Origin of the sequence: Pedobacter soli (genome assembly GCF_900101435.1) — a bacterium.
Classification (GTDB): Bacteria; Bacteroidota; Bacteroidia; order Sphingobacteriales; family Sphingobacteriaceae; genus Pedobacter; species Pedobacter soli.
This window is the reverse complement of sequence record NZ_FMZH01000005.1, coordinates 416,157-441,402: the sequence shown is the minus strand read 5'-3', so window position 1 is coordinate 441,402 and position 25,246 is coordinate 416,157. Positions and strand designations below refer to the sequence as shown.

Here is a 25,246-nt window from a genome sequence, read left to right as displayed (position 1 = left end):
TTTGATGTACTGCAATGCAGTTTTTCATTAAACAGAGATGTTGACGCAAAAGGCCGTCCGTCTTCAGGTGTTTATGGTGGTACCATCAGCATCGAAATCGAATCGACAGAAGATACTTCGGTAATCGAATCGATGGTTAACAACCAGTACAAGCCGCTTTCAGGTACACTTGTATTTAAGAAAGGCGAAGAAGACGCCAAAATGAAAGAACTATCTTTCGAAGATGCCTACATCATTCAATATAGCGAAGGTATTGCGGTAAACGACAATACCCCAATGACATTAACTTTTGTGGTATCGGCCCGCAAGCTAAAGCTGGGCAATGCCGAGCACGAAAACGATTGGCCTAAGGCTTAAGGCTGTCAGTCATAAATTTTAAAAGCGACTGGTTTTAGCCAGTCGCTTTAGTTCATTAAATTTTATCTGATTTACAGCTCTTCTCTAATCAGGCTATAGGCCATGATAGATCAATCTTGGTCACCTCGCAAATTAAGACGCGCTCTATGTCTAACCATCTTAAACATATTGAGGCAATAACTGTTTATTTCGTTGGTGTTTACAAGTTCAGAAATTGTTGGTGCTTTAGCACGATATTTTAGTGCTGTGCATACGAAATTAAAACCTATTTGTTGAGGAAGAATCCAAACAGGACTTGATTAGTTGTTGTGCCACAGATGGATAATCAATATGGAAAAGAAACTCATTGCAGAAATCAATATAGAAGGGAAAGAAATTACGCATTTCGCTTCCTTCACTTTAAAACAGGCTTTTAACGATCACCATTATTTCGAATTACGCTTTAATCATGATCAGATGGGGGCACCCGGACTGATCAGTTTAGACGATAGCCGCGATTTTGTTGGTAAAACCTTAACCGCATCCTTTGGCCATTCGCCGGAAAGTATGCAAAATTTTATTGGGCTCGTAGCTAAAGTACAACTGTCTCAAAGCCATGGTTATCATGGTGTACTCATTGTAAGCGGCTATAGTCCAACTATTTTAATCGACCGCGGCCCCGATCTGGGTTCATATTTAGATAAAGACTTAAACACTATTGTAAAACTGGCTACTAAGGATACGCCGGCCAACGATCTTAAAATTGTGGCCAAATCTTCGCGCACGGAAGCAATAGATTACATTATACAATACAAGGAAAGCGATTTTGCTTTTCTCAACAGGCTTTCGGCTGAATACCATGAGTGGTTTTTTTACGATGGAAAGCAGCTCAATTTCGGTAAACCCGATGCGCAGAAAGAAATTGCATTGTTTTATGGGAGGGATGTGCAGGAAATGCAGTATGCCATGGAAATAGCGCCAATTAAAAATAAACGTTTTGCTTACAACCCCAAACAGGATGAAATATTGCTGAGCGAAAGCACAGGGAAAGTAGATGGCCCGCCTGATTTATCACATGCGGTTAAAGCTTCTAATCTAACCTATAGCAAAACCTTCAATCAGCCTGCTTTAATACGCGTTGATAATGGCAACGACATTAAAAACCTGGTAGAAAATGAAGAAAAGGCCAATGTAAGCGAACTCCTAAAAGTGACAGCCAAAGGCGATAATGCCGGTTTGAGCATTGGTGGCATTGCCGAAATTACGATGAGCTTGCGCAAAGAGCTGGCATTTACAACCGAAAGCCTTGGCAAATTTCTGATTACCAGCATCCATCACCATATTGATGAAAATGGAAAATACCACAATACCTTTGAAGGAAAAGTATCGACTACCGAACGCTTGTTGGTGAAAAAATTCGAGAAGCCACAGCCCGACCTTCAACTGGCCAATGTGATCGACAACAACGACCCGCAAGGTCAGGGCCGGATTAAAGTGCAGTTTAAATGGGAATGTTTAACCAATGATGTAACCGAATGGCTCCGCGTGGTTACGCCCAGCGCAGGTATTGGCGACAGGGGTAATAACAGGGGATATTTCGCCATTCCCGAAATCGACGATCAGGTAATGATTGCCTTTGAGGAAGGAAACATTGCCCGTCCGGTGGTTATGGGAAGTATGTACCACAGCGCAAATGTAGATAGTAGTCCGCTGATTAAAAACCACCTGAAAAGCATTATTACCAGAAGCGGCCACCTGGTTGAATTTGATGATGATGCCAATACCCAGGGGATAAAAATTACCGATATCCACAACAATATTATCCATATCGATACCAAAGGCAATAATATTACCATTACCGCTTTAGAAAACATGACGCTGAACTGCAAGAATATGCAGATTAATGTACAGGAGAATATGGATGTTCAGGTAGGGCAAAATCAATCAACCAATGCGGGGAAAGATATTGCTACTACGGCAGGCAACAATTATTCCTTAAGCGCGGTTGGCGATGTTTCAGAAATATCTAACAACAGAACAGAGTTGGCTACAAAAGATTTTAAAAGAACAGCTGATACTTCAAACGAAATCGCGTCAGAAATTAGCATGTTTAGTGCCAAAGAAAACATGACCATCCAAAGCGGTAAGATTGTAGAGTTAAACAGTGCAGAAAAATCTAATCTTTTTTAACTATGGCAATCATTAAGCAAGCTAAAAATATTACTGTAGAGGTTATTCAGAAGTATGAATTGCGTGTTGGCATTAAATTGGAAAAGATCGCCCAGGTAATGAATGTTGAGGCTACTGCACAAAATTTATCACTAGCGAGCAGTAAAAAAATTGTATCAAGCGGTAACAAATCATGAGTTTAAAAGGAAACAGATACTTATTGTTATTGCTCATTTTATTGGCGATAACAAGCTGCAAAGGACAAAAAATGGAAGAAAAATTTGAGTGGACGGGTACTGTTTCAGCACCTGAAGAATACCCAATGGAAGTTTACAGGGGAGCAATTATCGCCAACGATTTTACCTATAGTTTTGATGCAATTTGGGGAACACAAAATACCGGTTGGGGAAACGATGGCGGCATTATGAGTGTATCGACCAAACAAATGGAAGCACCAGACTCGTTAAACTTTACCTGGCTTTCGCTTACCGAAAAGAAATTTTATACCGGAAAATGGAAATTGGATAAAAATCTTATCAGCAGGTTATTTCAAGAGGGTTTTATCAACGATCTTAATCAGAAAAAGGAAACCTATAAACTGATTAAAGTCGGGCTTGCTCCCAAAGGCCGGGTAATGGTTTGGCTAAGTGGTGCCGGTTTCCAAACAGAGGTTGGTGCGTTTCAGGCGCACGATACAACGATTACTGCCGAGCAGGCATACGATAATGCCAAGTATATGTTCCGTCCTGATTTTATCACTAAAACATTGAATAATGAAATGGTAATTAAACCCGAAATTAAGGACCGGATAACGAAATCGGGCATGCCGGATATGGATATTTATGAAACTTACCGTAAGCGTTATGAGTGGAGACCGCAGGTGACTGTGCCTGAGGGAGGTAAAGTGACATTGATCTATTACAACTTTCTAAACGGAGAAGAAGAAAACCGCTTTGGTGAAGAGCTTACAACGAATCAATATGCCCACAGAGCATTGCCGAAATACATTTCTATCCTCTGGAAAGATAAAGCGGGTAAGAAAAACGGCTTAGAAATCAGGCCATTTGATGAAAAGGAAACTTCCGGGGCTTTTGAAAAATTAGCAGGAAATGGTCCTGTTGATTTGATCGTCGATTTAAGTAGCGATGGATCATCGGCCAAGCTGGCACTCAAAAACAAAACGGAAGAAATTAAGCTGGTTGGCAGTAAAATTAGTAGCAGTAAAAATTTGGATTGATATGACAAGTGTTCAATTGGGTGCTTACACCCCTAAGAATGATGTTACCGAATACCTGGATATTAATTTAGGTATTTTCTTTGATGGCACAAAAAACAGTAAAGCCAATACCAATGCAAGACTTAACAATACAGAAACCTTTAAAAAATATGGAAAGGATGATGACGAAAGCAGTTATTATAACGATTGGTCTAATGTAGCGAGGCTTTGGGATCACTACGACAAAAGTCTTAGCTTATATATTGAAGGGATCGGTACCGAAGATGAGAAAAAAGATAGTACTATCGGATATGCGTTTGGATCGGGCGATACCGGGATTAGGGGTAAAGTGAGAATTGGTTGCGAGAAAATCGTTTCTGAAAAACTTACTAAAATTCTAAAAGCCAATAACAAAAAAAAGCTGCGGAGTATAACTTTTGATGTTTTTGGTTTCAGCAGAGGAGCGGCAGCGGCAAGAAATTTTGTTTACGAAATTGGAAAATCCGCTTATAAGCCAAGTGTTATCGTAGAACCACGATCGGGCAGGGTATCCAAATTCGATGCTGATGGTGAATCGACTAATGCAGAAGTATTACCGGCCTGCGGGCATTTAGGATTAATGTGCGAACAGGCAGGGATTAAGCTAGCAGCTAACCAGATAAAAGTTAGGTTTTTAGGTATTTTCGATACTGTTTCTTCCTACTCGAAATACATTAGTGCAATGCCAAATTTTAATGATGTTGAAGAACTTCACCTCAATGAAATAGGAAGGGCACAAACCGTGATTCATTTTATTGCTGAAAATGAGCATCGACAAAACTTTTCGCTCACCAAGGTAAACATGGGCAAGGAAAAATCATTTCCGGGTGTACACAGTGATGTTGGCGGAAGTTACGATACCGGGCCGGAGGTAAAAGAAGAACTCGAAACCACCTGGACAAACAGAAATAATCTTGAGCCCTTCAAAAGAAACCTTATCGAACAAGCGTGGTATAAAGAAGAGGAGCTCGAAATTACAGGGGGCTTTGCCTATTTCGCTTTAAAAGGCTCAAGAAAGCTTATCAAAAAGGAGTATAGTTACATCCCGTTGCATTATATGGCAGAATATGCAAAAAAGAGTACCGCACCGGTTAATCTGCAAGCCCTGGTAGATAGTAAATATACAATATCAGACGACCCCTTACTGGTTAGGGTAAAAGGTTATTTAAAAGATTATGTAATGGGCAATGGTCAGCCTTACACCTTTAAAACATTTGCGCAATTGGATAAAAAATATGCCGGCGCAAAAATACCAGAGCAGAACTATGCCAATTATCAGAAAGAAAAGCAACAACAGGAAGACTTACGCATTTTAAGAAACAAGTATCTGCACTGGTCTGCACGTAGGGAAGGTATTGGGATGGATCCGAATGCCGATGGTAAAAGGGTTATTTACTAGAATGCTCAAACATGGAAAAATTAACCGATACAATACAGCCCTTAGGTGCGGATAAGATTAAACTTAATGTAAATCATGCTATAGAATTTGCACCAAAACCACGGTTGCAAAGGAAGTACGGTATTACGATTAAATATTACAATGGGGGGAGTGAGGATGTGGCAAAAAGGATCGATTATCAGATCCATTTACTGATTAACCAATTTCGGGATGAAAATAAAACCTGGCAGTTATGCTTTAATAAGAGCGATCTTTTTATTGACAGGCATGAACCCGATTTTGTAAGTGAGCAGCTTGCCAGTATGGCTATGGCAGCAATTTATCCTGTTAAAGTTGATGTGAACTCAGTAAATGAGGTGTTTAGAGGAATTGTAAACCACAGCGAGATATTAAAGCGATGGGAGCAGGTAGCCGAAAAAATTGGTGATAAATATGAAGGTCGGTATGCCGAACTGTTTTTATCAAAAATGGAGAATAAGATTGCAGACCGGTATGAACTGCAAAATGCACTCAGGGTTGATATGTTCTGGAATATTTTTTTTCACCCTCAATTTTTAAAGTATCAACCTGATTTATCGCAGCAAATAAGTTTTAGCTTTCCGGTTATCGCTTATAAAAATGTCACATTTGAAGGCATACAATCAGTAGCGCCCTATTATACAGATTATGGAACATTTAAAGTGAATTTTCATTCAGAAAGCGAGACTACAGCAGAGCAGGCTGCGCTTTTAAATCAAGAGGGAGCATTTAAAATGAAATTAAATGCGATTTGTGATTTGGATCGCGATGGAGGTTTGCTTAAACATGCCCGGGTTGATTGGAAGCTGTACAAAAAGAAAGACCCAAACGAAATTGCAGTAAAACAAATACAGTTCACGGCTTACGAAATTGAAAGCAGCGTTCAGGCAGCCAATCCAGGTTTACATAAAAATGAAGGAAGCGATCCTGTTCCTGTTGAAAAGAAAAAAGGATTTTGGACCCGGGTATTAGGTTAATGAAGGAGGATTTATGGCACAGAAAGAAATTATTGTACAAGGCGCCACCTGCCAATGCCAGTTTGGTACCACAACAGATAAGCTAAAAGTACTCACTCAGCAAAAGCATTACGTTAATGATAAAGACGGGGCTCAAAAATTAATTGCCTCGCATGTAGATATTGGGATGACCTTTGAGAAAAACACTTTCGGTCAATGCAAGCTACAGCCCACTCCCGGAGGTTTTAAACCCTGTGTACCCGCACTAACCGAGTGGAAAGAGATGTACAAAGAAATGGTTTTAATTAACAATGGGCAGGTTTTGGTTGAAGATAGCAAAGGCGTTTGTACCATTAGCGGTTCACCTTGCATTTTGTTTGCTAAAACTGGGCAGAAAGGGCAACCATCTCAGCAGAATATCGATAATGCTGATGAAGAACAGCAGGCACAGATTAATCCGTTGGTGAATATGAAGGAGCTTGAAAAGGCTGATTTTTATGAATTTTTAAATGCCAAATAATCATGTCAGATAAAATAGAAGATAAACGGGGATTGCAGTTTTGTTACTGGCGTACAAACAATAAGCTCGAAACTGTTCCAAAGGGAGGTTGCTATCCACTTTATTTGAAAGATACTAATGAGTTTGTTCTTGATGAGCGTTGTGTTGGAGCTAAAACAACCAATCCAAAACACACTATCGAAAATGCAAGATGGGCTTTTATTTATGACGAATTTTTTAAAAGCTTCCAAAATGCGAAACAGGAAAACATAACAGAAAACCTCTGGGGGCCATTAAGTGGAGGAACAATTCCTGTTAATAAATACGCACTTGGAACAAAATATAAAGTAGGAAAAAGTATATTATTTAATTCCAATGGAGAAAGTTACTATTATGGATTTAAACAACGGGTAGAATTATTCAGTGAAAGCCCGGGAACAGGATTCTACTTTTACATTATACCTGTTTCTGCTCCTAAGATAGATTACGCTTACTTCCATCAAAGTGAAGATATTAAGCGCTATGGACAAAGTGCTAACCTTACCATTATGTTCCATGGTTATAATCTGGATAAAAAAAATAAGTATAAAGCAAAAGTATACCTGCTTGAAGAAAACGAAGCCAAAGGACTAAGCAAAACCAAGGATTTTGAAGAGAAAAACCTTTGGGACAAAGTAATTGTTCAGGATCTGTCAACGCGTGAATCTGATAGTAACTGGAATACCTATTTCCGGCATAACTTCAACATAAATATAGATTGGAAAAAGGGGGAAAACAGAAAGAAGAATTTTACGGTTGCGGTAGAAGTTTATCGGGTTTACACAGAACCTGGACTAATTTATGGAACAAATAAAAAAGAGGAAAGGGTAGATTTTAAAAATTACGCCGATAATCCAACAACCGATCTTATCAATTATGATACGAAATTATTAAAGATTCAGGATATTGATAAAAAGGACTCTATTTCCAGTCGTTTTATGGTTTCTGAAGAGCTAATGGACAGTTATCTCAAAAGGATCGAAGCACAGAAAGTAAATCAGGTACAATATATTGGTGATGTTCGCTATACTCATAAAGAATTTGATCCCTGTGGTTTTTCTACTATAACTGTAAAAAGTGATGATGCTGAAGTTGTTATTTTTGATGAAGACGGAAAAGATAAACCAATTGACAATACGGCACAAACTTTTGATATTATTGCAGGCGATAATAGAAAAAATATCAGTATAAAAGTTGGTAAACTCACAACCAAAGGTGTTTTGTGCAATGGGGTTTTATTGCAGACAGGAGAAAAGCACAGTGAGCAAAAAAATCTTTTCCAGATTGGGAGAGTTATGCCCGCATTAAGGTTGGAGAACGGGGTATTTGTTACAATGCCCGATATGAGCCAGAAAGGCGATTATGACGTACAACCAGATACCAAAAGAGGTCTATCAAATGATGTAAGCGAAACACAGGAATGGCAGTTAAACAGGGATTATAAATTCAATGGGGATGACGAAGCCGTACTGATGCTAAAATATGTTTACAATAAAACATTTTTAGAAAAGGCTCAAAGTATGGTGTCAACACAGGCTAATCAGAAATTAAATACCCTATGGGTTTTCAATTATTTTATTTTGGATGAGGCTAAATCCCAAAGTTATTATCTACCGGTAAGCACCTGCCGTTATCCAAATCAGTTAGTTAAAGTTCGGGTTTTTCCGGATATGGAATGGGAGTTGGCTGCCCTGATTGCAATTCCTGGCACACGCAAGATAACCTTAAAATTTACTTCAACCCGACAGGATTTAAGAGGTTACCACAACAATTTTAATTTTAGGTATGTAAACAGACAATTAGAGGCAGAGGCAAAAACAGAAGAAAAAGTAGGCGTGGATTTTACTTTAAAGGCGGTAACAAGTGGCACCGAATTTGAAGCTGGCTATAAAATTGAACATGCCATTAAAAAGGTAGTCGGCACTTTTAATGCTGTTTACAGCGGCTTAGAAGCTTTTGATGGGAGAGGAAACGAGAATAGAGGGTCTGCAGCAATTAGGACGGGCTCTATCCGCACCTTTGAATTTAATATAGATCCTCCAAATGTGGGCATTGCCATAAAATGGAAGCATGCACTTGCAAAATTAGATAAGAACAAAGGTAAAGTTGGTACAAGAATAGAGGGTGGGGTAGCTTTAAAACCTTTTGTAGGAATAGGCATTACTGTAGATTTGGTATCGGTTCTTCCAAAATTAACCGGTGCAATCGGAACGGCTATAGAATGGATAATTGCAGCCTTAGAATATGCTGTAAAAGGCTTGGATATTTATTTCAATTTTAAACTGAATGCAGAGATTGCCGGAGAAGTATCTATTGGATACCATAGTGTTGATGGTTGGGATTCAGGCCTGAAACGTGAACTCAAAGTTAAGGTAAACGCCTCTTTGGAAGCAGGTGTAGATTATGAAGGAACAGTTATTGCTACGGTCACCGGGGCTGCTGGAACAACGGAGGAAACGGTCGAAACTTTTAAGGCTAAAGCATCCATTGGTGGTGGAGTAGAATATACCGAAAACTGGGATGCAGATAAAGGTGGGATATTTAAAACAGTACAAGTAAAATTTACAGGGATGAAAGCCGAAATAGAAGTTTATTCTGCGTTAGTGCGTAGGAAAAAAACGGTACGCAACCCAGAATGGGAGGAAATTTCGGACAAGAAAGTGGATGTAAAAGCAAAGAAAGAATTTGAATTACTAAAAGAGGATATCTGGTACGGGCCAGAGAAAATTTATACAGATCAAGATGAAAAAAAGACAAAATAAGTTTAAAGTAATATTATGCTCGGTTTTATGTTTAATTAGCATGAGTAGTTGCAAAAGTGATGAAGGTAATTTAGTTCTTGAAAGAGGGAAACCAATTGATCTCGCTAAGGTAAATTTTCAAAAACTTGATCTTGACAAGTTCTTCTCTAAGTTGGCCTACGTAAAGGAGAACAAAATGGGGGCTAATAAGCATACAAATACCCAAGCTCAACCAATAAACATTAAATGGTTCTCTTTATATAATATTACCGAAAAGAGATTGTTGGATCAATATAAGGATGTTGCGAATTATACCATAAAAAACGGAGAAAAGTATGGTGATATAGATTTTGCGGAAAGAAGAGCACCACTATTGGGGATGAAAAATCCTGATCTAAGAGGCTTCGGTTATTGGGAATCCAAAGAAATCCTGTTTAGTCGGTTATATGCAAGTTCTACTCCCTCCAATAAATTGATCAGGATAATTCTTGAAACAGATAATCTACATAATTCCGGAGAAAAAGAATATTATGCGTTACTAGAGATATTAAAAAAGCAGAATAAGGATGCAAAAATTGAGCAAGATCCTCAATCTAACGGAATACCAAGCTACACTTGGACCACTAAAGAGAAAGTAATACAATTATATTTTTCAAAGGCTGATGAGTTGAATTCCTTCACTCTAAAGATAGCCTATATCAATCCGGATACAAAAGGATACTTAAAAGAGTTCGGGAATTAATATTATCCCGCAAACTAAATTGATTGATAACAATTAACACAAACTCAATGGGTGTAAAGCCGATTTACGAATTATTTATAGATGCCAGAGGCTGTTATTTCGAGCTATTGGTAAATGATATTCCATTTTATTTCCATTATAAAGTTGGTGCAACCTCTTTCCGGTTACCGGTAAATAATTTTATTCCAAAAAGCGGACAACAAAACATCAGCTTAAAAATGTTGTCGGTAAACGAAGGACAGGAGTTTCCGGTTGGAGCTGAAGTAATTTTGAAAATTGAGGAATTTGAAAAAAACACACCTAAAGAGCGTAAAGCAGTTATGGATTATAAAACACCTGACTTGAAAACACATACAACAGGGGTTTTTACCGACAAGAAAATATTCAATGCAGATGTTCCATATACTTTATCTTATGTTGATTCTGTTGATCTAGAAAGAATTGATCGGGCTGTTCTTAGAGAAACATTAGAAAAAGAATACATTAAGTATACTGAAGCCTTTAAAAATAATGACTTAAGTGCCTATCAGAAATTAACAAGTGAGCGGCAGGAGAATATTTTTACTTCACTTTATGTGGATAGTGAAAGAAGAAAAAAACAGGAGGCATCTTATTTAAGCGGTGTTACCCATAACCTGGTTAAGCTACACCCTTTAAAAACATATCAACTGGTTTTTTACAACAACAATAAATTTGTTGGATTGCAAATGCCAAATGAGGCACCTGGTATATATATCGACAACGAAAAAGAAGAAGATGCGTTTATCGAATATATATTATTCCATAAAAAAACAGCAGGTTCCCCAATATCCATTGTGCTTTAATCAGATATTGTTTTTAACATCTGTTTGGCATTTAATCTTTCTTTTCTTTTCTCGGGTTAAAGGCTATGGGGAATGGAAAGAGTACCAGCGAAAGTAGGTAAAATTGGTTTTAATAATGCATTATGGAAAAAACTGGTAATGGATATCTGGAAAACGAATTAGAAATAAAGACTTCACCTAAATTTAGTTTAACTACGATAAACGATTCCCTAAAACTATTTGAGGTACATAGTAATTTGGGATGTACTGCAGTTTTTGTTTTGTTACTTTCAGCAATCTTATTTTTTATAGATAAGGTTACGTTAATGGTGTTTTTTTTAACACTTATGATTAGTGCAGTCGGATATCTTTGGAGATATAAATATACCTTTAAAAAGAAACCGGTAATAATTATCAACCATGTAGGCCTTAAAGAAAAAGATCATCAGTATCTATGGGCTGAAATGCTTGATCTTACTTGTTCCGAAGAGTTTGATAATGAACGAGCAATGTTTACTGCTACACATTTAAGATTTATCTATCATGGCGAAGTGAAGAAAATATATATCGGCGGGTATGATAAATCTATTGAAGAAATTATTCATTATGTAGCAATGCTTAAGTGTAAATAATGAGTTTGTAGTACGGTGCTCCTATTTCTAATAAATGATTTATAGTTGAACATGTTTTATAAAATCTATCTGGAAAATAATGACCTGATTATTGAAACATTTTTATTAAAAGAAAAAATTGCCATTAACTCAATTGATGACATCATTATTTCATATCATCGGGGCTGGAATGAACATAAACTGTTTACCTATTTTAACAAACCAGTGCAATATGAATTAAGCCGGAAAACCTGGTTTTATAAAATATTATTCCAAATATTTCTGATGTTTAATACCGAAAAATTTAGAATTTATCGTGCTTATGACAACGAGCTTATTACCCGGATGTTTAGCTTGTTAAAACCTTATCTTCCAACACTCGTTGAAACAAAAAATCTGGATTTACGTAATAGTTTTATTTGGATGACTTTTGATGAAGGTGGACAATTTAAACAAATGAAACTTGTATACAGTAGAGAAGGCTTAGGTTTAAAAAGAGTAATGTTAAAACATAAAATTTTATTAGAGAAGTAGTTGAAAGCAGGCTAGCTAATTGCATCAGGTAAAAGTTAAATCATTCTGCCTCCTTCAATAACAAATCAATCACATTTTTCAAGGCCGGGTTCCTGTTCGCATCTTTCCAGATCATATAAAGTTCAGTGCGCTGCGGGATGTGTTTAAGTTCTACGAATTTTACATTTTCCTTGTAGCCGTATTTTAATGCAGTAGGTACAATGGCAATGCCCAGGCCTTCCTCTACCAGTTTGTAAATGGTTAAAGCATTAACCGATTTATGAAAAGTTTTCGGCCTGAAACCATGGTCTTCACAAATACTCATAATCAGGTCGTAATAAAAGGGGCTATCATCGCTCGAGAAAAAGATAAAAGGTGAGTCGCCCAGTTTTTTAACTGCTTCAAAGCTGGCTGTTTTAAGCGGATGGTTTCGCGGTAGTACAAGCGAGAAAGTATCGCGATGCACGATGTGTTTAGAAATACCCTCCTTAAACTGATTTATCCGCACAAAACCAACATCAAGCATATCTTTTTCGAGTAATTCAATCTGCAGTTTGTTGGTCATCTCATCCAGGTTGGTTCTAATTTCAGGAAAATCTTTATTCAGCCTGAAAATTAACTCCGGAACAATTTTTTGCGCTGCTGAGCCCAGGAAACCAATGCGGAGTTCGCCCTGTTTGCCTTCATTGATGTCGTTGAGCTGCTTTTTGATATTCTCGATATGGCTAAACAGAAAATCGACTTCCGTTTTGAGGTATATTCCGGCTTCGGTAAGCGTTACCTTTTTTTTGGTCCGGTCGAACAGCTGGGCATTAAAAATTTCTTCCATCTGTTTAATCTGCCGGCTAAGGCCCGGCTGCGAAATAAAAAGCCTGTCGGCAGCTTTTCTGAACTTAAGTTCTTCTGCCAATACCTGGAAATATTTAAAATGCCTAAGCTCTATTTGATAACTCATAGTTATTACATGATGATGTAATTGGTATTTATAGGTATCAAATATAGCTGTTATTTTTGTTTAAAACCTTTTCTAACATGAGCGAGCAACAGATTTTTAATTACGGAACAGATCATTTAACCGCCAATATTGCCCTGGCCATCAGCAATGGTGAAATAAAGGGCATGCTGAGTCCTGAAATACGGGATAAAGTGATTGAAAGCAGTAAAGTGGTAGAGCGGATTGCACTGTCAGGAAAGCCTGTTTACGGCATTAATACTGGTTTTGGTCCGCTATGTACCTCGATGATTTCAGCTGCAGATACCCGCAAGCTACAGGAAAATATCCTGAAGAGTCATGCCGTGGGTGTGGGCGAGCCTATTGATACCGAAATATCCAGGCTGATGCTGGTATTGAAACTGCAGTCGCTGGCACAGGGTTATTCCGGTATCCGGATCGAAACGCTTGACCGGATGATCTGGTTTTTAGAAGTTGGTGCCACGCCAGTGGTTCCGAAACAGGGTTCGGTTGGGGCGTCAGGAGATTTGGCTCCATTATCGCATCTTTTTCTGCCTTTAATTGGTCTAGGAAAAGTGCATTATAACGGCGAAATGATCTCAACAGAAAAATTGTTAAAAGATCATGATCTGGATGCCTTGCAATTAGGGCCAAAAGAAGGGCTGGCACTAATCAATGGTACGCAGTTTATAGCTGCGCACGCCGTTAAAGTGGTTTCCCGTCTTGAAAATGTACTTCAAGCTGCTGATATTATTTCGGCGATGATGATTGAAGGGTTGATGGGCTCTGAAAAGCCTTTCCACCCCAAATTACATCAGTTAAGGCCTTACCCGGCAAACATCGCGGTGGCCGCTCAAATCAGCAAATTCTTGCAGAGATCAGAAATTATGCCTTCGCACCAAGATTGCGCTAAAGTGCAGGATCCTTACTCGCTCAGGTGCATTCCACAGGTTCACGGTGCTTCGCGTACTGCCTGGTTACACTTAAAAGAAGCAGTAGAAATAGAATTAAATTCGGTAACCGATAATCCGGTAATCTTTAACGATGAGCTGACCATTAGTGGCGGGAATTTCCACGGACAGCCTTTAGCGCTGCCTCTGGATTACGCCTGTTTAGCGGCATCCGAAATTGGCAATATCAGCGACAGGCGGATTTACCTTTCATTGGAAGGAAATACGCCTGGTGTACCCAAGTTGCTGATGCGCGAAACCGGCTTAAATTCTGGTTTTATGATTGTGCAGTACACCTCGGCGGCATTGGCCAGCGAGAATAAGGGACTTTGCTTTCCGGCAAGTGCCGATAGCATTCCTACCTCTTTAGGCCAGGAAGATCATGTGAGTATGGGCTCTATCGGTGCACGAAAAGCTTTACAGGTAATCGAAAATGTAGAAAAAATACTGGGCATTGAGCTTTTCTGCGCGGCACAGGCCGTTGATTATCATGCGCCCTTAAAGCCTGGCAAAATCCTGACTGCGGTACACAACTTTGTACGCACGGAGATCGATCATATTGAAGAAGATCAGATTATGTACAATAGTATGGAAACTGCTATAAACCTGGTAAAATCAGGTAAGGTAGTATCGGTAGCCAAAGAGGCAGAAAAAACACTTCATTAAAAATTTTAGCTTGAAGCATATGAATTTTGCAGCAGAAATATTAGCGGGTATCCCGGCTGAATTACCTGGTAAAAAAAACAGAAACCCCGCACTTAGCCATGCCCCGGTTCGGAGAGCGGTTTTAAATACAGCTGAAAAAAAACTGGCTTTAAAAAATGCCCTTCGTTACTTTCCGGCAGCATGGCATGGTGAACTGGCTCCAGAATTTTTAGCTGAGCTGGATAACTACGGACATATTTACATGTACCGTTTTATGCCCGATTACGCTATTTATGCCAGGCCAATTAACGAATATCCCTGCAAAACTATTCATGCAGCGGCCATCATGTTAATGATTCAGAATAATCTTGATCCGGCAATTGCGCAGCATCCGGAGGAATTGATTACGTATGGAGGCAATGGCAGTGTTTTCCAAAACTGGGCGCAATACCTGCTTACCCTGCAGTATCTGGCTACCATGACCGATAAGCAAACCCTTAACATTTATAGCGGTCATCCGCAGGGCTTGTTTCCCTCTGGTGAAGCTGCTCCCCGCGTGGTGGTTACCAATGGGATGATGGTGCCCAATTATTCTTCAACACATGATTTTGAAAAATTTAATGCCCTTGGGGTAACACAATATGGCCAAATGACAGCCGGATCGTATATGTACATTGGGCCGCAGGGCATTGTGCATGGTACAGCCATTACTTTAATGAATGCCTTCAGGAAAAAGGGTTTTTATGGTAAAGATACTGCCGGGAAAATCTTCTTAACCGCCGGATTGGGCGGCATGAGTGGCGCACAAACCAAGGCCGGAAATATTGTAGGTTGTATAACCGTTTGTGCCGAGGTTAATCCGCATGCCGCGCTTAAACGAAAAGAACAAGGCTGGGTAGATGAGCTGATTGAAAATTTGGATGAGCTGGTAAATCGCGTAAAACTGGCGCAGGATAAAAAAGAAATCGTATCGATCGCTTATCTGGGTAATGTGGTTGATGTTTGGGAACGTTTTGATGAGGAGGATATTGAGGTCACCATTGGCTCCGATCAAACTTCGCTGCATAATCCTTATTCTGGTGGTTATTATCCCGTAGGCTTAACTTTTGATGAAGCCAATGCATTAATGGCCAACGCGGCAGATGAGTTTAAGAATTATGTTCAGAACTCCTTAAAATGCCATGCGGCCAGCATTAACAGCCACACAGCAAAAGGCACTTACTTTTTTGATTATGGTAATGCTTTTCTTTTAGAGTGTAGTCGTGCCGGAGCTGAGATTATGGCACCAAATGGGATTGATTTCAGGTATCCGTCGTATGTGGAAGATATTTTGGGCCCGATGTGTTTCGATTATGGTTTTGGTCCGTTTAGGTGGGTATGCACCTCAGGTAACGAACACGATCTTGATATTACCGACAGGATAGCCAAAGAGGTGATGGAGGAGATTAAGCTGCAGGCGCCGGTTGAAATTGAACAGCAGGTGCAGGATAACATTAACTGGATTACAGCCGCAAAAGCCAATAGGCTGGTAGTGGGTTCGAAAAGCCGGATTTTATATGCTGATGCAGAAGGCAGGGCAAAAATTGCTTTAAGGTTTAACGAAGCCATTAAAAGTGGTGAGTTATCGGCTCCGGTCGTTTTGGGTAGAGACCATCACGATGTAAGCGGAACAGATTCACCATTCAGGGAAACCAGTAATATTTACGATGGGAGCCGTTTTACAGCCGATATGGCCATTCATAATGTAATTGGCGATAGCTTTAGAGGGGCTACCTGGGTTTCAATCCACAATGGTGGGGGCGTAGGCTGGGGAGAAGTAATAAATGGCGGTTTTGGGATGGTACTTGACGGCACCCGCGAAGCCGGTGAAAAATTACAGCAAATGCTTTTTTACGATGTAAATAACGGCATCGCCAGAAGAAGCTGGGCGCGCAATAAAGAAGCCCGTTTTGCCATTGAGCGTGAAATGGAACGTAGCCCTTCCTTAAACATTACCTTACCGCATTTGGTTGATGATAAGCTGTTGGAAGGATTGGATTTATAAAAGCTAAAAAACGGTTGCCGCTAAGTGGCAACCCTTTTTTAATTATAAACTCACCATCACTTCTTTAAACAATTTTTTAATTACTCCAATTTCCTGGGCATATTGGGTGTTTTTGCGGCAGCCAAAATATAAAGTGTTTTTCAGTTTACTGCTGCCTTCCCAAATCACTTTTATTTTCTGTTCTTCAACTTCTTTTTTGCACAAAAAATCGGGAATAATGGCGAGACCCTTGCCGCCTGATAAGCAGCGAACAATGGAGTTTAAGTTTGGTACAATATAATTCGGGCGGAAATCGGCATGCTTACCAAAATTAAGCTGCCAGAAACGTAGCAAGTGCTCCATATCGCCAGCGGTGCCGTACCATTTCTGTTGTTTCAGCCAGTCTTCCATGCCTTCCAAATCATTCTTTTTGGCCAGTGCATTAAAAGCCGCTCCATCGGTTTCGATCCCGCCTACCAATACAATGGTTTCTGATGAAAAGGCTTCGTGTTCTACATTGGGAGAATTACCTTTCTGTGGCGTAATAATCAGGTCTAAAATACCCTTGTCCAATTGATCGAGCATTTCAGGGTATTCGCCAAAGCGGATAATTACATTAAAAGGTAGTGTAGAAATGTATTGCTCGAGCGTAATCTGGAAGGTTTCAAAACACATGCCTACACTAATGGTTGGGGTATGTTTCTCCGTACTTTTCTGAAAATGCTTTTCAGCATCTTCGAGCTTGGCCAGTGGTTCTACAATAAAATTATAAAGTACTTTTCCTTTTTCTGTCGGAATCATTTTGCGGCCTGTGCGTTCAAATAATTTGTAGCCTACATAACTCTCCAACGAACTGAGGTGTAAACTTACTCCTGGCTGCGAGATAAAGAGATTTTCGGCTGCGCCAGTTAAAGTACCCGTTTTATATATGGCCTTAAAGCTTCTGTACCATTCCAAATTAACCATGATTTTGTTATTATAATTCTGATACAAATCTATAAATTAACTTGTTTTGATAATAGATTCGGCTGCAGTAATTTTGTGTCATCAAAATAAAAAAAACGAAATGACAAAAATATTCATCATAAACGGCGGTCAGAAATTTGGCCACTCTGGCGGTAAGTTTAACGAAACCATTACCAATGCTACAGTCGATTTCTTTTCGCAATTGCCAGACTTTGAAGTGCAAACCACTAATATTAATGAGGCTTACGATCCCAAAGCGGAAGTAGCCAAATATGTTTGGGCAGATGTAGTAATTTACCATACCCCAATCTGGTGGTTCCAGGTGCCACATGCTTTTAAAGAATATATTGATGTGGTATTTACCGAAGGCCATAACCATGGTATTTACCATAGCGACGGGCGTAAATCTGATAATCCAGCACGTAATTACGGAACAGGCGGAATGCTGCACGGCCGGAAATATATGGTTACCTCTTCGTGGAATGCACCGAAAGAAGCATTTACTTTGCCAGGCGAATTTTTTATGGAAACCAGTGTAGATGATGGTGTGCTATTTGGTTTCCACCGGATGAATGCTTTTACAGGAATGGAAAGAATTGATGGTCTCCATTTTCATGATGTAGAAAAAAACGCCGACATCATTAACGATCTTAAAAGATACAACGAACATTTAACCGAAACTTTTTTAAATACCGAAGTATATGAGTCTCTATCTAACTGCAATAGTTAAAAGTAAAAAAGAAACCACTGCCGAATTAAGAGCCCTGTTATTGGATATGGTTTCAAATTCGCGCAAAGAAGCAGCATGTATCCAGTACGATTTGCACGAAGCTGCCGATCAGGAAACCTTTATTTTTCAGGAAGAATGGAAAGACCAGGCAAGTTTGGATTTTCATAATAGTCAACCTTATATTCTGGCTTTTGTGGCCAGGGCTGCTGAGTTGACTGAAGATATCGCCATTTACAAAACCGATAAACTGGCTTAAATTACAATTTTGCACGGCGGGCCGTAAGTGACGAACCTGCCGAGGCAATTACCACAAATGCCACTGCAAAACATTCTTTTAACGAAAGATATTCGTGCAAGAATACCAATGCAGCCAAAGAAGCCATAGCAGGCTCAAGGCTCATTAAAATACTAAAAGTGCGTGCTGGCAGTTGTTTCAGTGCGCGCATTTCGAGGGTAAAGGGAATGGCGCTTGATAATAGTGCAAGTGCTGCGCCTAAACCCAGTAACTTTGGGTTTAATTGACCTAAGCCACCTCCAAAAATCCCGAAAGGAAGAATTACGATGGTAGCAAATATCATCCCAATGGCCACAGCGTCACCACCTTTCATGATTTTGGAAATCCGTCCACCCAATATAATGTAACCAGCCCAAAAAACACCGGCCAAAAGCGCCAGCAATACCCCAACTATATCTAACCCGGTGTTTGTCCAAGGGGCAATTAAAGCAATGCCTGCAGCAGCCAATATTACCCATAAAAAATCAACCGGCTTTTTAGAGCCTATAATGGCAAGCAATAACGGGCCAACAAATTCCAGGGTTACGCCCAAACCTACAGGTATCCGTGCAATGGCCAGGTAAAATACCATGTTCATGGTACCTAAACAGATACCATAAAGGATTACATATTTCCACTGTTTAAAATTTAACTTCGAAAGGTTGGGCCTGAAAGCGAGCATTAAAATAATGGCCGAAAGACCAATTCTTAACGATGCTGTAGCGGCAGCGCCGATTTGTGGGAAAAGCCCTTTTGCAATAGCCGCACCGCACTGTACGCTGATAATAGAGAGTAAAACCGCGGGGATTGGTGGTATATTGAGTTTGCTTTTCATCTGGTGCTCGTAAAATGAGGCGCAAAATTACGGAATTATCGCTTTCCAGATTTTTTTAAATCAAAAAAGGAGAATCAGATTATGCCGATTCTCCTTTTACTCAATAGGTTATTAACAAAACAGTTCCTGCTCGTCCCTGTTTTCGGTAGGGATTTTCTTTAAAAAATCATCAAACAGTGGCCCTTCGTTATCCGAATAAATGCCATAAGCATCCAGTATGTAGCCAATGTTTTTATTTTGATCTTCTACAAGATACAAAACTGAATTATCTGCAGGGTCAGAATCACCTTCAAAGCGATAAGTTTTTACGATGGTTAAATCTTCTGGTTTATAAATGGTGCCCAGCGTTTTGCTTTGCATCTTGCCGTGATCAGTTATTTTTAATTCGTTATCTTTTCCTTTCAGCCTCAATTTCTCCAAAATTTGACTCAAAGTGTTCATTGCAATTGGCTGTTCCATAGTTATACGATTTTATACTATTTAAACAAGTGGTTTCAGAAATGGTTTTAATGCCAATCATTTAAAAACAAACCAAATGGCATTCAGGCTGTTTCTTATTAAACTAAATTTTTTGAACCATGAAAAAATATTTTTTAAGTCTTTTTGTTATCGGAGCTGCTTGTTTAAGTGCCTGTACCAAAACCGATAAAGTTGTAGCTCAGGCCAACCTTACCGAAACCGCCGATCCTTCTAAAAACATCGGAACTGCCAAATTTTATGAGCTGAGCGATGGGAAAATAAAAATGGATATTGAAATGAATTTTGCTGCAAGGGCCGATAGCAATGTAGCGGTGCATTTTCACGAACATGGAGATTGCGGCAACATGGGTGAAAACACGCACGGGCACTGGAACCCTACCAAAGAAGCACATGGCAAATGGGGCTCTGCAGCTTACCACAGTGGTGATATTGGCAACATTATGCTCGATAATAAGGGACACGCAACTTTATCGGTAACTACCGACAGGTGGAGCATTAAAGATGGCGACATTAAAAATATTATCGGCCGTGGGATTATTGTACACGGCGGTACCGACGATTATACTACTCAACCAACAGGAAACTCAGGCCCGCGTGTGGGCTGCGGTGTGATTGAAGCAGTGAAGTAACAATATTAACATGATCGTCATTGCGATCTTTCTTAAGCGGTTAATTTTTAGCCGCTTTTTTTATGCAATTTCAGGTTTGTTGTCATCATCATAAAAAACCTAAACATTATGGCAACGCTAAACGAATCGCAAGGCCGCAAAGCGGCAAAAGGAAGAACCAAAAAAACAGCACCACGGGTAGACCTTACCGCAATGGTAGATCTGATGTTCTTGTTAACTACATTTTTTATGCTCACCACTTCTTTGGGCTCGCTCAATGCGGCAGATGTTGCAAAACCCGATGAAACCGATGGTATTCTTGTTGATTATCCCGCATCCAGAACTATGACCATTTTACTGGGAAAGAACAGCCAATCGGTTTGTTACATGGGAACCACAGCCGGGGCAGATATGAAAGTGGTGGCGGTTAAAAACATCCAGGAGGAGATTAGCGCAAATGAGCTTAAAGTGGCTAAAACACATGCCAATAATCCGGCAAAATATATGATTGTGATTATCAAACCTACGGCAACATCCAAATTCAAGGATTTTGTAGATCTGATTGATGAAATGAAAATAGCCGGAATTAAATCTTATGCCATCGACGACGACCATATCACCAGCGAGGAATCAGGATTTATGGAATCGAAAGGTATGTAAAAAGGCTAAAAATCAGCGAATAAAACGAATATGAGCTGATTTTTTTCTAATGAATAAATTGAATATGATTAATGATACAATGATTTTTGGTGGAGTAGGCCAAATGCAGCGTATTTGGGCGCTTTTAGCGATCTTGTTAAGGAGGTGTTAGTTTAAGGTTAGATGCTTAATACTACATCTGTATTGCTAATATGTTTACTTTCGTTACAGTGTTTGGCCAAGCATGAGGTGGCAATCCCGAAAAACCTTTAAAGAGTAGGGAGCTTAAAAACTCAAAAAAATCTAGTATGAAAAGTTTAGAATTAAACAATCTTGGTGTTCAGGAAATGAACAAAACCGAAATGTCACAAGTTGAAGGTGGTGGTATTGTTAACAATACTTTAAATGAAGTTTTAGCTTCTCTTTCAACTGCTTTAAACTCAGTTGGTGCCGATACTTCTACATTTTTAAACAAAACAGTAACCAATGTTTTGAAACTTGTTTGGAGCTTATAAGCAAAGTTATTGTATCCGCTGTTCTGATTTTTCAGGATAGCGGATGCTTTATCAACTCAATACTATGGCTTTAACCAACTACTCAACCGAAAAAATATCCAATACCGCTCTCGTTTATCGTTCTCAAATCAGCAAGTCGAGCCAGCTAATTTACATCGTTACGGTTGTAGCCATTTTAGTGGTGCTTATTGCCCTTCCTATTATTAAAATACCCATCAGTATAAACGGTACAGGTATTTTACAATCCACTATAGAGAAAACTGAACTTATTGTACCGGTAAATGGCCGGTTAATTCAATATAAACTGGCTGACAATAAAAGGCTAAAACAAGGCGATACCCTGTTGGCCATTGATGCGGGTTTACCTAAACAGCAAGATGCCCTGGTCGAAACCCGGAAAAACCAGATTACACGCTTTTTACAGGATATTAGTACCCTGCTATCATTCAATGGAAATTCTTCCAGCCTTCAAACCGGACAATACGTGGCCTCCTGGCAGCAATACGTGCAGGAACTAAAAAATGCGGGCATTTCCAAACGGCAGGCAACAAGCACTTTTGCGCGTTACAATAAATTGTACCAGAATAAAGTGCTTACGCAATCTGAATATGAAAAATACAAATACGAACTGGAGCAGGCCGAATCGGTTTACCTCATGGTACGTACCAAATATAAAACCCAGTGGCAAACCGAAGCCAATGGCTATCGCAACGAGTTGCGCGAGCTTACTGGGCAGCAAGCCGAATTAAACGAACAGAAAAAGCAATATGTGTTGCGTGCCCCAATTGATGGATCGGTTCAAAATTTAGTGGGCATGCAGAATGGAGCTTATGTATTTGCCAATCAAAAAATTGGCGAGGTTTCTCCAGATGCCGGTTTGGCCGCTTATTGCTACATCACCCCATCAGATATTGGCCTGATTAGAAAAGGACAGGAAGTACATTTCCAGATCAATGCCTACAACTATAACCAGTGGGGCCTGGCAGTGGGTAAGGTAATTGATATTGCCGACGATATTGTGATTTTAAACGGCAACCAGCCTGCTTTCAAGGTAAAGTGCCTGATGGATAAAAATTACCTGATGCTTAAAAACGGGTATAAAGGTTATTTAAAAAAAGGAATGAATTTTACGGCCCGTTTTAAAGTTACCGATCGCAGTTTATTCCAGTTGCTTTACGATAAAGTAGACGACTGGGTTAATCCAAACCTCATCCAAAAAACATAACAGGCCATGAGTACCAAGGTTAAGCAAAGAGATATTACCGATTGTGGTGCAGCTTGTCTGGCATCGGTGGCCTCCCATTACAAGTTAAATTTAGCTGTTGCGCGTATCAGGCAGCTTGCCGGGACCGATAAAAAAGGAACCACCGTTTTAGGGCTGGTAGAGGCTGCCCAAAAATTAGGATTTGAAGCTAAGGGTGTAAAAGCACCTTTTGATAGTTTATTTAAAATACCTACGCCTGCCATTGCACATATTATTGTGAATGATGTGCTGCAACATTTCGTAGTGATATATAAAGTAAACAGCAAATTAATAGAGGTGATGGACCCTATAGATGGGAACGTGCATCGTAAAACACATGATGAATTTAAAAAGGAATGGACTGGTGCATTGGTATTGTTGTTGCCATCAGAAAATTTTCAGGTTGGCAATGAAAAAAAATCAATCCAGGGAAGATTTTGGAATTTGATTAAACCGCACAAAGGCATTCTGACACAAGTTTTATTTGGTGCAGTTGTTTATACTGTGTTGGGTTTATCTACCTCTATTTTTGTGCAGAAACTGGTCGATTTTGTGCTGGTGGATGGCAACCATAATTTGCTTAACCTGATGAGCATTTCGATGATGGTGATTTTGGTTGTGCAACTGTTTATTGGTTCGGCTAAAACTGTTTTTACCTTAAAAACGGGTCAACTGATTGATGCCAAGCTTATTTTGGGCTATTATAAACATCTGCTCCGCCTGCCGCAACAGTTTTTTGATACCATGCGCGTGGGCGAAATTATTTCGCGGATTAACGACGCGGTAAAAATCCGCACCTTTTTAAATGATGTATGCGTAAACTTTCTGGTAAACATTTTCATTGTTTTCTTTTCGTTTATCATGATGTTTACCTATTACTGGAAACTGGCACTGATTACGCTTACCGTCATTCCCTTGTACCTTGTCATTTATTTGATAACCGATAAATTTAACAAACGTACACAGCGCAGGTTAATGGAAGATGCGGCAGAGCTGGAATCGCAACTGGTAGAAAGTTTAAATGCCGTGGGTACCATTAAACGTTTCGGTTTAGAAGAACATGCTAACGAAAAAACGGAAACACGTTTTATCAAATTATTGCAGGCAGGCTTTAAGTCGAATCTCAATGCCGTGTTATCGGGCACCTCGACCGAATTTGTTTCGCGCATCATTACCATTATTTTGCTCTGGGTGGGTGCTGGTTACGTGCTGAGTAATTCGATTACCCCTGGCGAGCTCTTATCATTTTATACTTTGATTGGCTATTTTACCGGTCCGGTTTCATCGCTGATTGGGATGAATAAAACAGTACAGGATGCGGTTATTGCTGCCGATCGTTTATTCGAAATCATGGATCTGGAAAGGGAAACCGATGAAAATCAGATTGAATTAAGTACTGATAAAATCGGTGACATTCATTTCGAAAATGTATCGTTCCGCTATGGTAAAAGGCTTGCCATTTTTGAAGACTTGAGTTTAACTATTCCACAGGGAAAATTTACGGCAATTGTAGGCGAAAGCGGATCAGGGAAATCCACACTCATGTCCATCCTGCAAAATATTTACCCCATACAGTCGGGCAATGTGCGTATAGGCAATTACGACTTGAAATATATTACCAATGCTTCGCTCAGGCGGATGATATCAGTTGTTCCTCAGCAAATTGATTTGTTTGCCGGAAATGTAATCGAAAATATTGCTATCGGCGAAGAAGAACCCGATATGCAAAGGATTATTGATATTGCTACGAGACTAGGCCTGATGGGCTTTATTGAAGCTTTACCTAAAGGTTTTCAAACTTACCTGGGCGAAAACGGCACCAGTTTATCGGGTGGGCAGCGCCAGCGGATTGCCATTGCAAGGGCTTTGTACCGCGAGCCCGAAATCCTGATCCTGGATGAAGCAACTTCTTCACTCGATGCCATTTCGGAACAGCACGTACAAAGGATGATTGCACTTTTAAAAGCCGAACAAAAAACGGTGATTGTAATTACCCATCGCTCAAGCACTTTAAATAATGCCGATAAGATTATTGTGCTCGATAAGGGGCAGGTAGTTGAGCAGGGCAGTCACCACGAACTAAAATACAACCTGAGCTAGACCCCTTCCGAAGTTTGAGGGGAGGATGCGGGCCAGTCAAACTTCGGAAGTTTGACTTGGTTCTGTTTTGTGGGCCAAATAGGGGATTGGGGAAGTTGGACCGGCTTCTCGTCGCGATTTTTCTTCCCTATCAGCACTACAGCGGGTTAAATAAACCTGATCGGAACGGGCATGAGTGCAACGAATAAAGTGGAGAGTAGGGCTG

25 protein-coding genes are annotated in these 25,246 nt (G+C 39.8%); 21 read left to right on the top strand and 4 right to left on the bottom strand.

Annotated elements, in window-relative coordinates:
• The 12 genes from tssD to BLR37_RS13895 all read left to right on the top strand — a co-directional run.
• On the top strand, positions 1–357 hold a 357-nt coding region (tssD, locus tag BLR37_RS13945; RefSeq protein ID WP_090769523.1), incomplete at its 5' end, for a type VI secretion system tube protein TssD.
• Positions 358–687: 330 nt separating this feature from the next.
• Positions 688–2,526, top strand: coding sequence for a type VI secretion system Vgr family protein (locus BLR37_RS13940; protein ID WP_090769519.1), 1,839 nt, complete (start codon positions 688–690; stop codon positions 2,524–2,526).
• 2 nt (positions 2,527–2,528) lie between these two features.
• Positions 2,529–2,702, top strand: a complete 174-nt coding sequence (locus BLR37_RS25365) for a hypothetical protein (protein WP_156131475.1) — start codon at positions 2,529–2,531, stop codon at positions 2,700–2,702.
• A 71-nt stretch (positions 2,703–2,773) separates the two neighbouring features.
• Positions 2,774–3,742 (top strand): DUF2931 family protein, encoded by a 969-nt coding sequence (locus BLR37_RS13935; protein ID WP_244154663.1) that lies wholly within the window; start codon positions 2,774–2,776, stop codon positions 3,740–3,742.
• A gap of 1 nt (position 3,743) precedes the next feature.
• The gene (locus BLR37_RS13930; protein ID WP_167356609.1) at positions 3,744–5,159 is read left to right on the top strand and encodes a T6SS phospholipase effector Tle1-like catalytic domain-containing protein; all 1,416 of its coding nucleotides are present in this window, start codon (positions 3,744–3,746) and stop codon (positions 5,157–5,159) included.
• 11 nt (positions 5,160–5,170) lie between these two features.
• Positions 5,171–6,154 carry a hypothetical protein gene (locus BLR37_RS13925; RefSeq protein ID WP_090769513.1) on the top strand — a complete coding sequence of 328 codons (984 nt, stop codon included), beginning with the start codon at positions 5,171–5,173 and terminating at the stop codon, positions 6,152–6,154.
• Between the two features lie 13 nt (positions 6,155–6,167).
• Positions 6,168–6,653 carry a DUF4280 domain-containing protein gene (locus BLR37_RS13920; RefSeq protein ID WP_090769511.1) on the top strand — a complete coding sequence of 162 codons (486 nt, stop codon included), beginning with the start codon at positions 6,168–6,170 and terminating at the stop codon, positions 6,651–6,653.
• A gap of 2 nt (positions 6,654–6,655) precedes the next feature.
• A complete protein-coding gene (locus BLR37_RS13915; protein WP_090769510.1) occupies positions 6,656–9,433 on the top strand; it encodes a hypothetical protein in 2,778 nt (925 codons plus the stop codon).
• Complete coding sequence (locus BLR37_RS13910; RefSeq protein WP_090769508.1) at positions 9,414–10,154, top strand: hypothetical protein; 741 nt, start codon at positions 9,414–9,416, stop codon at positions 10,152–10,154. The genes BLR37_RS13915 and BLR37_RS13910 overlap by 20 nt, the downstream gene beginning before the upstream one ends.
• Positions 10,155–10,201: 47 nt before the next feature.
• The gene (locus BLR37_RS13905) at positions 10,202–10,978 is read left to right on the top strand and encodes a hypothetical protein (RefSeq protein ID WP_090769506.1); all 777 of its coding nucleotides are present in this window, start codon (positions 10,202–10,204) and stop codon (positions 10,976–10,978) included.
• A gap of 122 nt (positions 10,979–11,100) precedes the next feature.
• A complete protein-coding gene (locus BLR37_RS13900) occupies positions 11,101–11,589 on the top strand; it encodes a hypothetical protein (RefSeq protein ID WP_090769504.1) in 489 nt (162 codons plus the stop codon).
• A 51-nt stretch (positions 11,590–11,640) separates the two neighbouring features.
• The gene (locus BLR37_RS13895; protein ID WP_090769501.1) at positions 11,641–12,102 is read left to right on the top strand and encodes a hypothetical protein; all 462 of its coding nucleotides are present in this window, start codon (positions 11,641–11,643) and stop codon (positions 12,100–12,102) included.
• Positions 12,103–12,142: 40 nt separating this feature from the next.
• On the opposite strand, the gene BLR37_RS13890 is transcribed toward BLR37_RS13895, so the two are convergent.
• Positions 12,143–13,036: a LysR family transcriptional regulator gene (locus tag BLR37_RS13890; RefSeq protein WP_090769499.1), complete on the bottom strand. Its 894-nt coding sequence runs from the start codon at positions 13,034–13,036 to the stop codon at positions 12,143–12,145.
• Between the two features lie 77 nt (positions 13,037–13,113).
• Between BLR37_RS13890 and hutH the strand changes: the two genes are divergently transcribed.
• Together hutH and BLR37_RS13880 are read left to right on the top strand one after the other, a co-directional pair.
• Positions 13,114–14,649, top strand: a complete 1,536-nt coding sequence (hutH, locus tag BLR37_RS13885; RefSeq protein ID WP_090769497.1) for a histidine ammonia-lyase — start codon at positions 13,114–13,116, stop codon at positions 14,647–14,649.
• A gap of 19 nt (positions 14,650–14,668) precedes the next feature.
• On the top strand, positions 14,669–16,672 hold the full coding sequence (locus tag BLR37_RS13880) for a urocanate hydratase (RefSeq protein WP_090769495.1): 2,004 nt from the start codon (positions 14,669–14,671) through the stop codon (positions 16,670–16,672).
• 42 nt (positions 16,673–16,714) lie between these two features.
• Here BLR37_RS13880 and BLR37_RS13875 read toward each other — a convergent pair whose 3' ends face one another.
• Positions 16,715–17,617: a LysR family transcriptional regulator gene (locus BLR37_RS13875; protein ID WP_039477048.1), complete on the bottom strand. Its 903-nt coding sequence runs from the start codon at positions 17,615–17,617 to the stop codon at positions 16,715–16,717.
• Positions 17,618–17,717: 100 nt separating this feature from the next.
• Here BLR37_RS13875 and BLR37_RS13870 point away from each other — a divergent pair, with 100 nt between their 5' ends.
• Positions 17,718–18,347, top strand: coding sequence for an NAD(P)H-dependent oxidoreductase (locus tag BLR37_RS13870; protein ID WP_090769493.1), 630 nt, complete (start codon positions 17,718–17,720; stop codon positions 18,345–18,347).
• Entirely contained in the window at positions 18,319–18,603 is a 285-nt protein-coding gene (locus BLR37_RS13865) for a putative quinol monooxygenase (RefSeq protein WP_090769491.1), read from the top strand. The genes BLR37_RS13870 and BLR37_RS13865 overlap by 29 nt, the downstream gene beginning before the upstream one ends.
• A gap of 1 nt (position 18,604) precedes the next feature.
• On the opposite strand, the gene BLR37_RS13860 is transcribed toward BLR37_RS13865, so the two are convergent.
• Both BLR37_RS13860 and BLR37_RS13855 read right to left on the bottom strand, forming a co-directional pair.
• Positions 18,605–19,456 (bottom strand): EamA family transporter, encoded by an 852-nt coding sequence (locus BLR37_RS13860; protein WP_039477053.1) that lies wholly within the window; start codon positions 19,454–19,456, stop codon positions 18,605–18,607.
• A gap of 111 nt (positions 19,457–19,567) precedes the next feature.
• Complete coding sequence (locus tag BLR37_RS13855) at positions 19,568–19,915, bottom strand: hypothetical protein (RefSeq protein ID WP_090769489.1); 348 nt, start codon at positions 19,913–19,915, stop codon at positions 19,568–19,570.
• A gap of 119 nt (positions 19,916–20,034) precedes the next feature.
• On the opposite strand from BLR37_RS13855, the gene BLR37_RS13850 reads away from it, so the two are divergent.
• The 5 genes from BLR37_RS13850 to BLR37_RS13830 all read left to right on the top strand — a co-directional run bounded on the left by BLR37_RS13850 (position 20,035) and on the right by BLR37_RS13830 (position 25,041).
• On the top strand, positions 20,035–20,565 hold the full coding sequence (locus BLR37_RS13850; protein ID WP_090769487.1) for a superoxide dismutase family protein: 531 nt from the start codon (positions 20,035–20,037) through the stop codon (positions 20,563–20,565).
• A gap of 108 nt (positions 20,566–20,673) precedes the next feature.
• Positions 20,674–21,204, top strand: coding sequence for an ExbD/TolR family protein (locus tag BLR37_RS13845; protein WP_090769485.1), 531 nt, complete (start codon positions 20,674–20,676; stop codon positions 21,202–21,204).
• Between the two features lie 287 nt (positions 21,205–21,491).
• Entirely contained in the window at positions 21,492–21,698 is a 207-nt protein-coding gene (locus tag BLR37_RS13840; protein WP_039477063.1) for a hypothetical protein, read from the top strand.
• A gap of 64 nt (positions 21,699–21,762) precedes the next feature.
• Entirely contained in the window at positions 21,763–22,923 is a 1,161-nt protein-coding gene (locus BLR37_RS13835; RefSeq protein WP_090769483.1) for an HlyD family secretion protein, read from the top strand.
• Positions 22,924–22,929: 6 nt separating this feature from the next.
• Positions 22,930–25,041, top strand: a complete 2,112-nt coding sequence (locus BLR37_RS13830; protein ID WP_090769481.1) for a peptidase domain-containing ABC transporter — start codon at positions 22,930–22,932, stop codon at positions 25,039–25,041.
• The last annotated feature ends 205 nt before the right edge of the window (positions 25,042–25,246 follow it).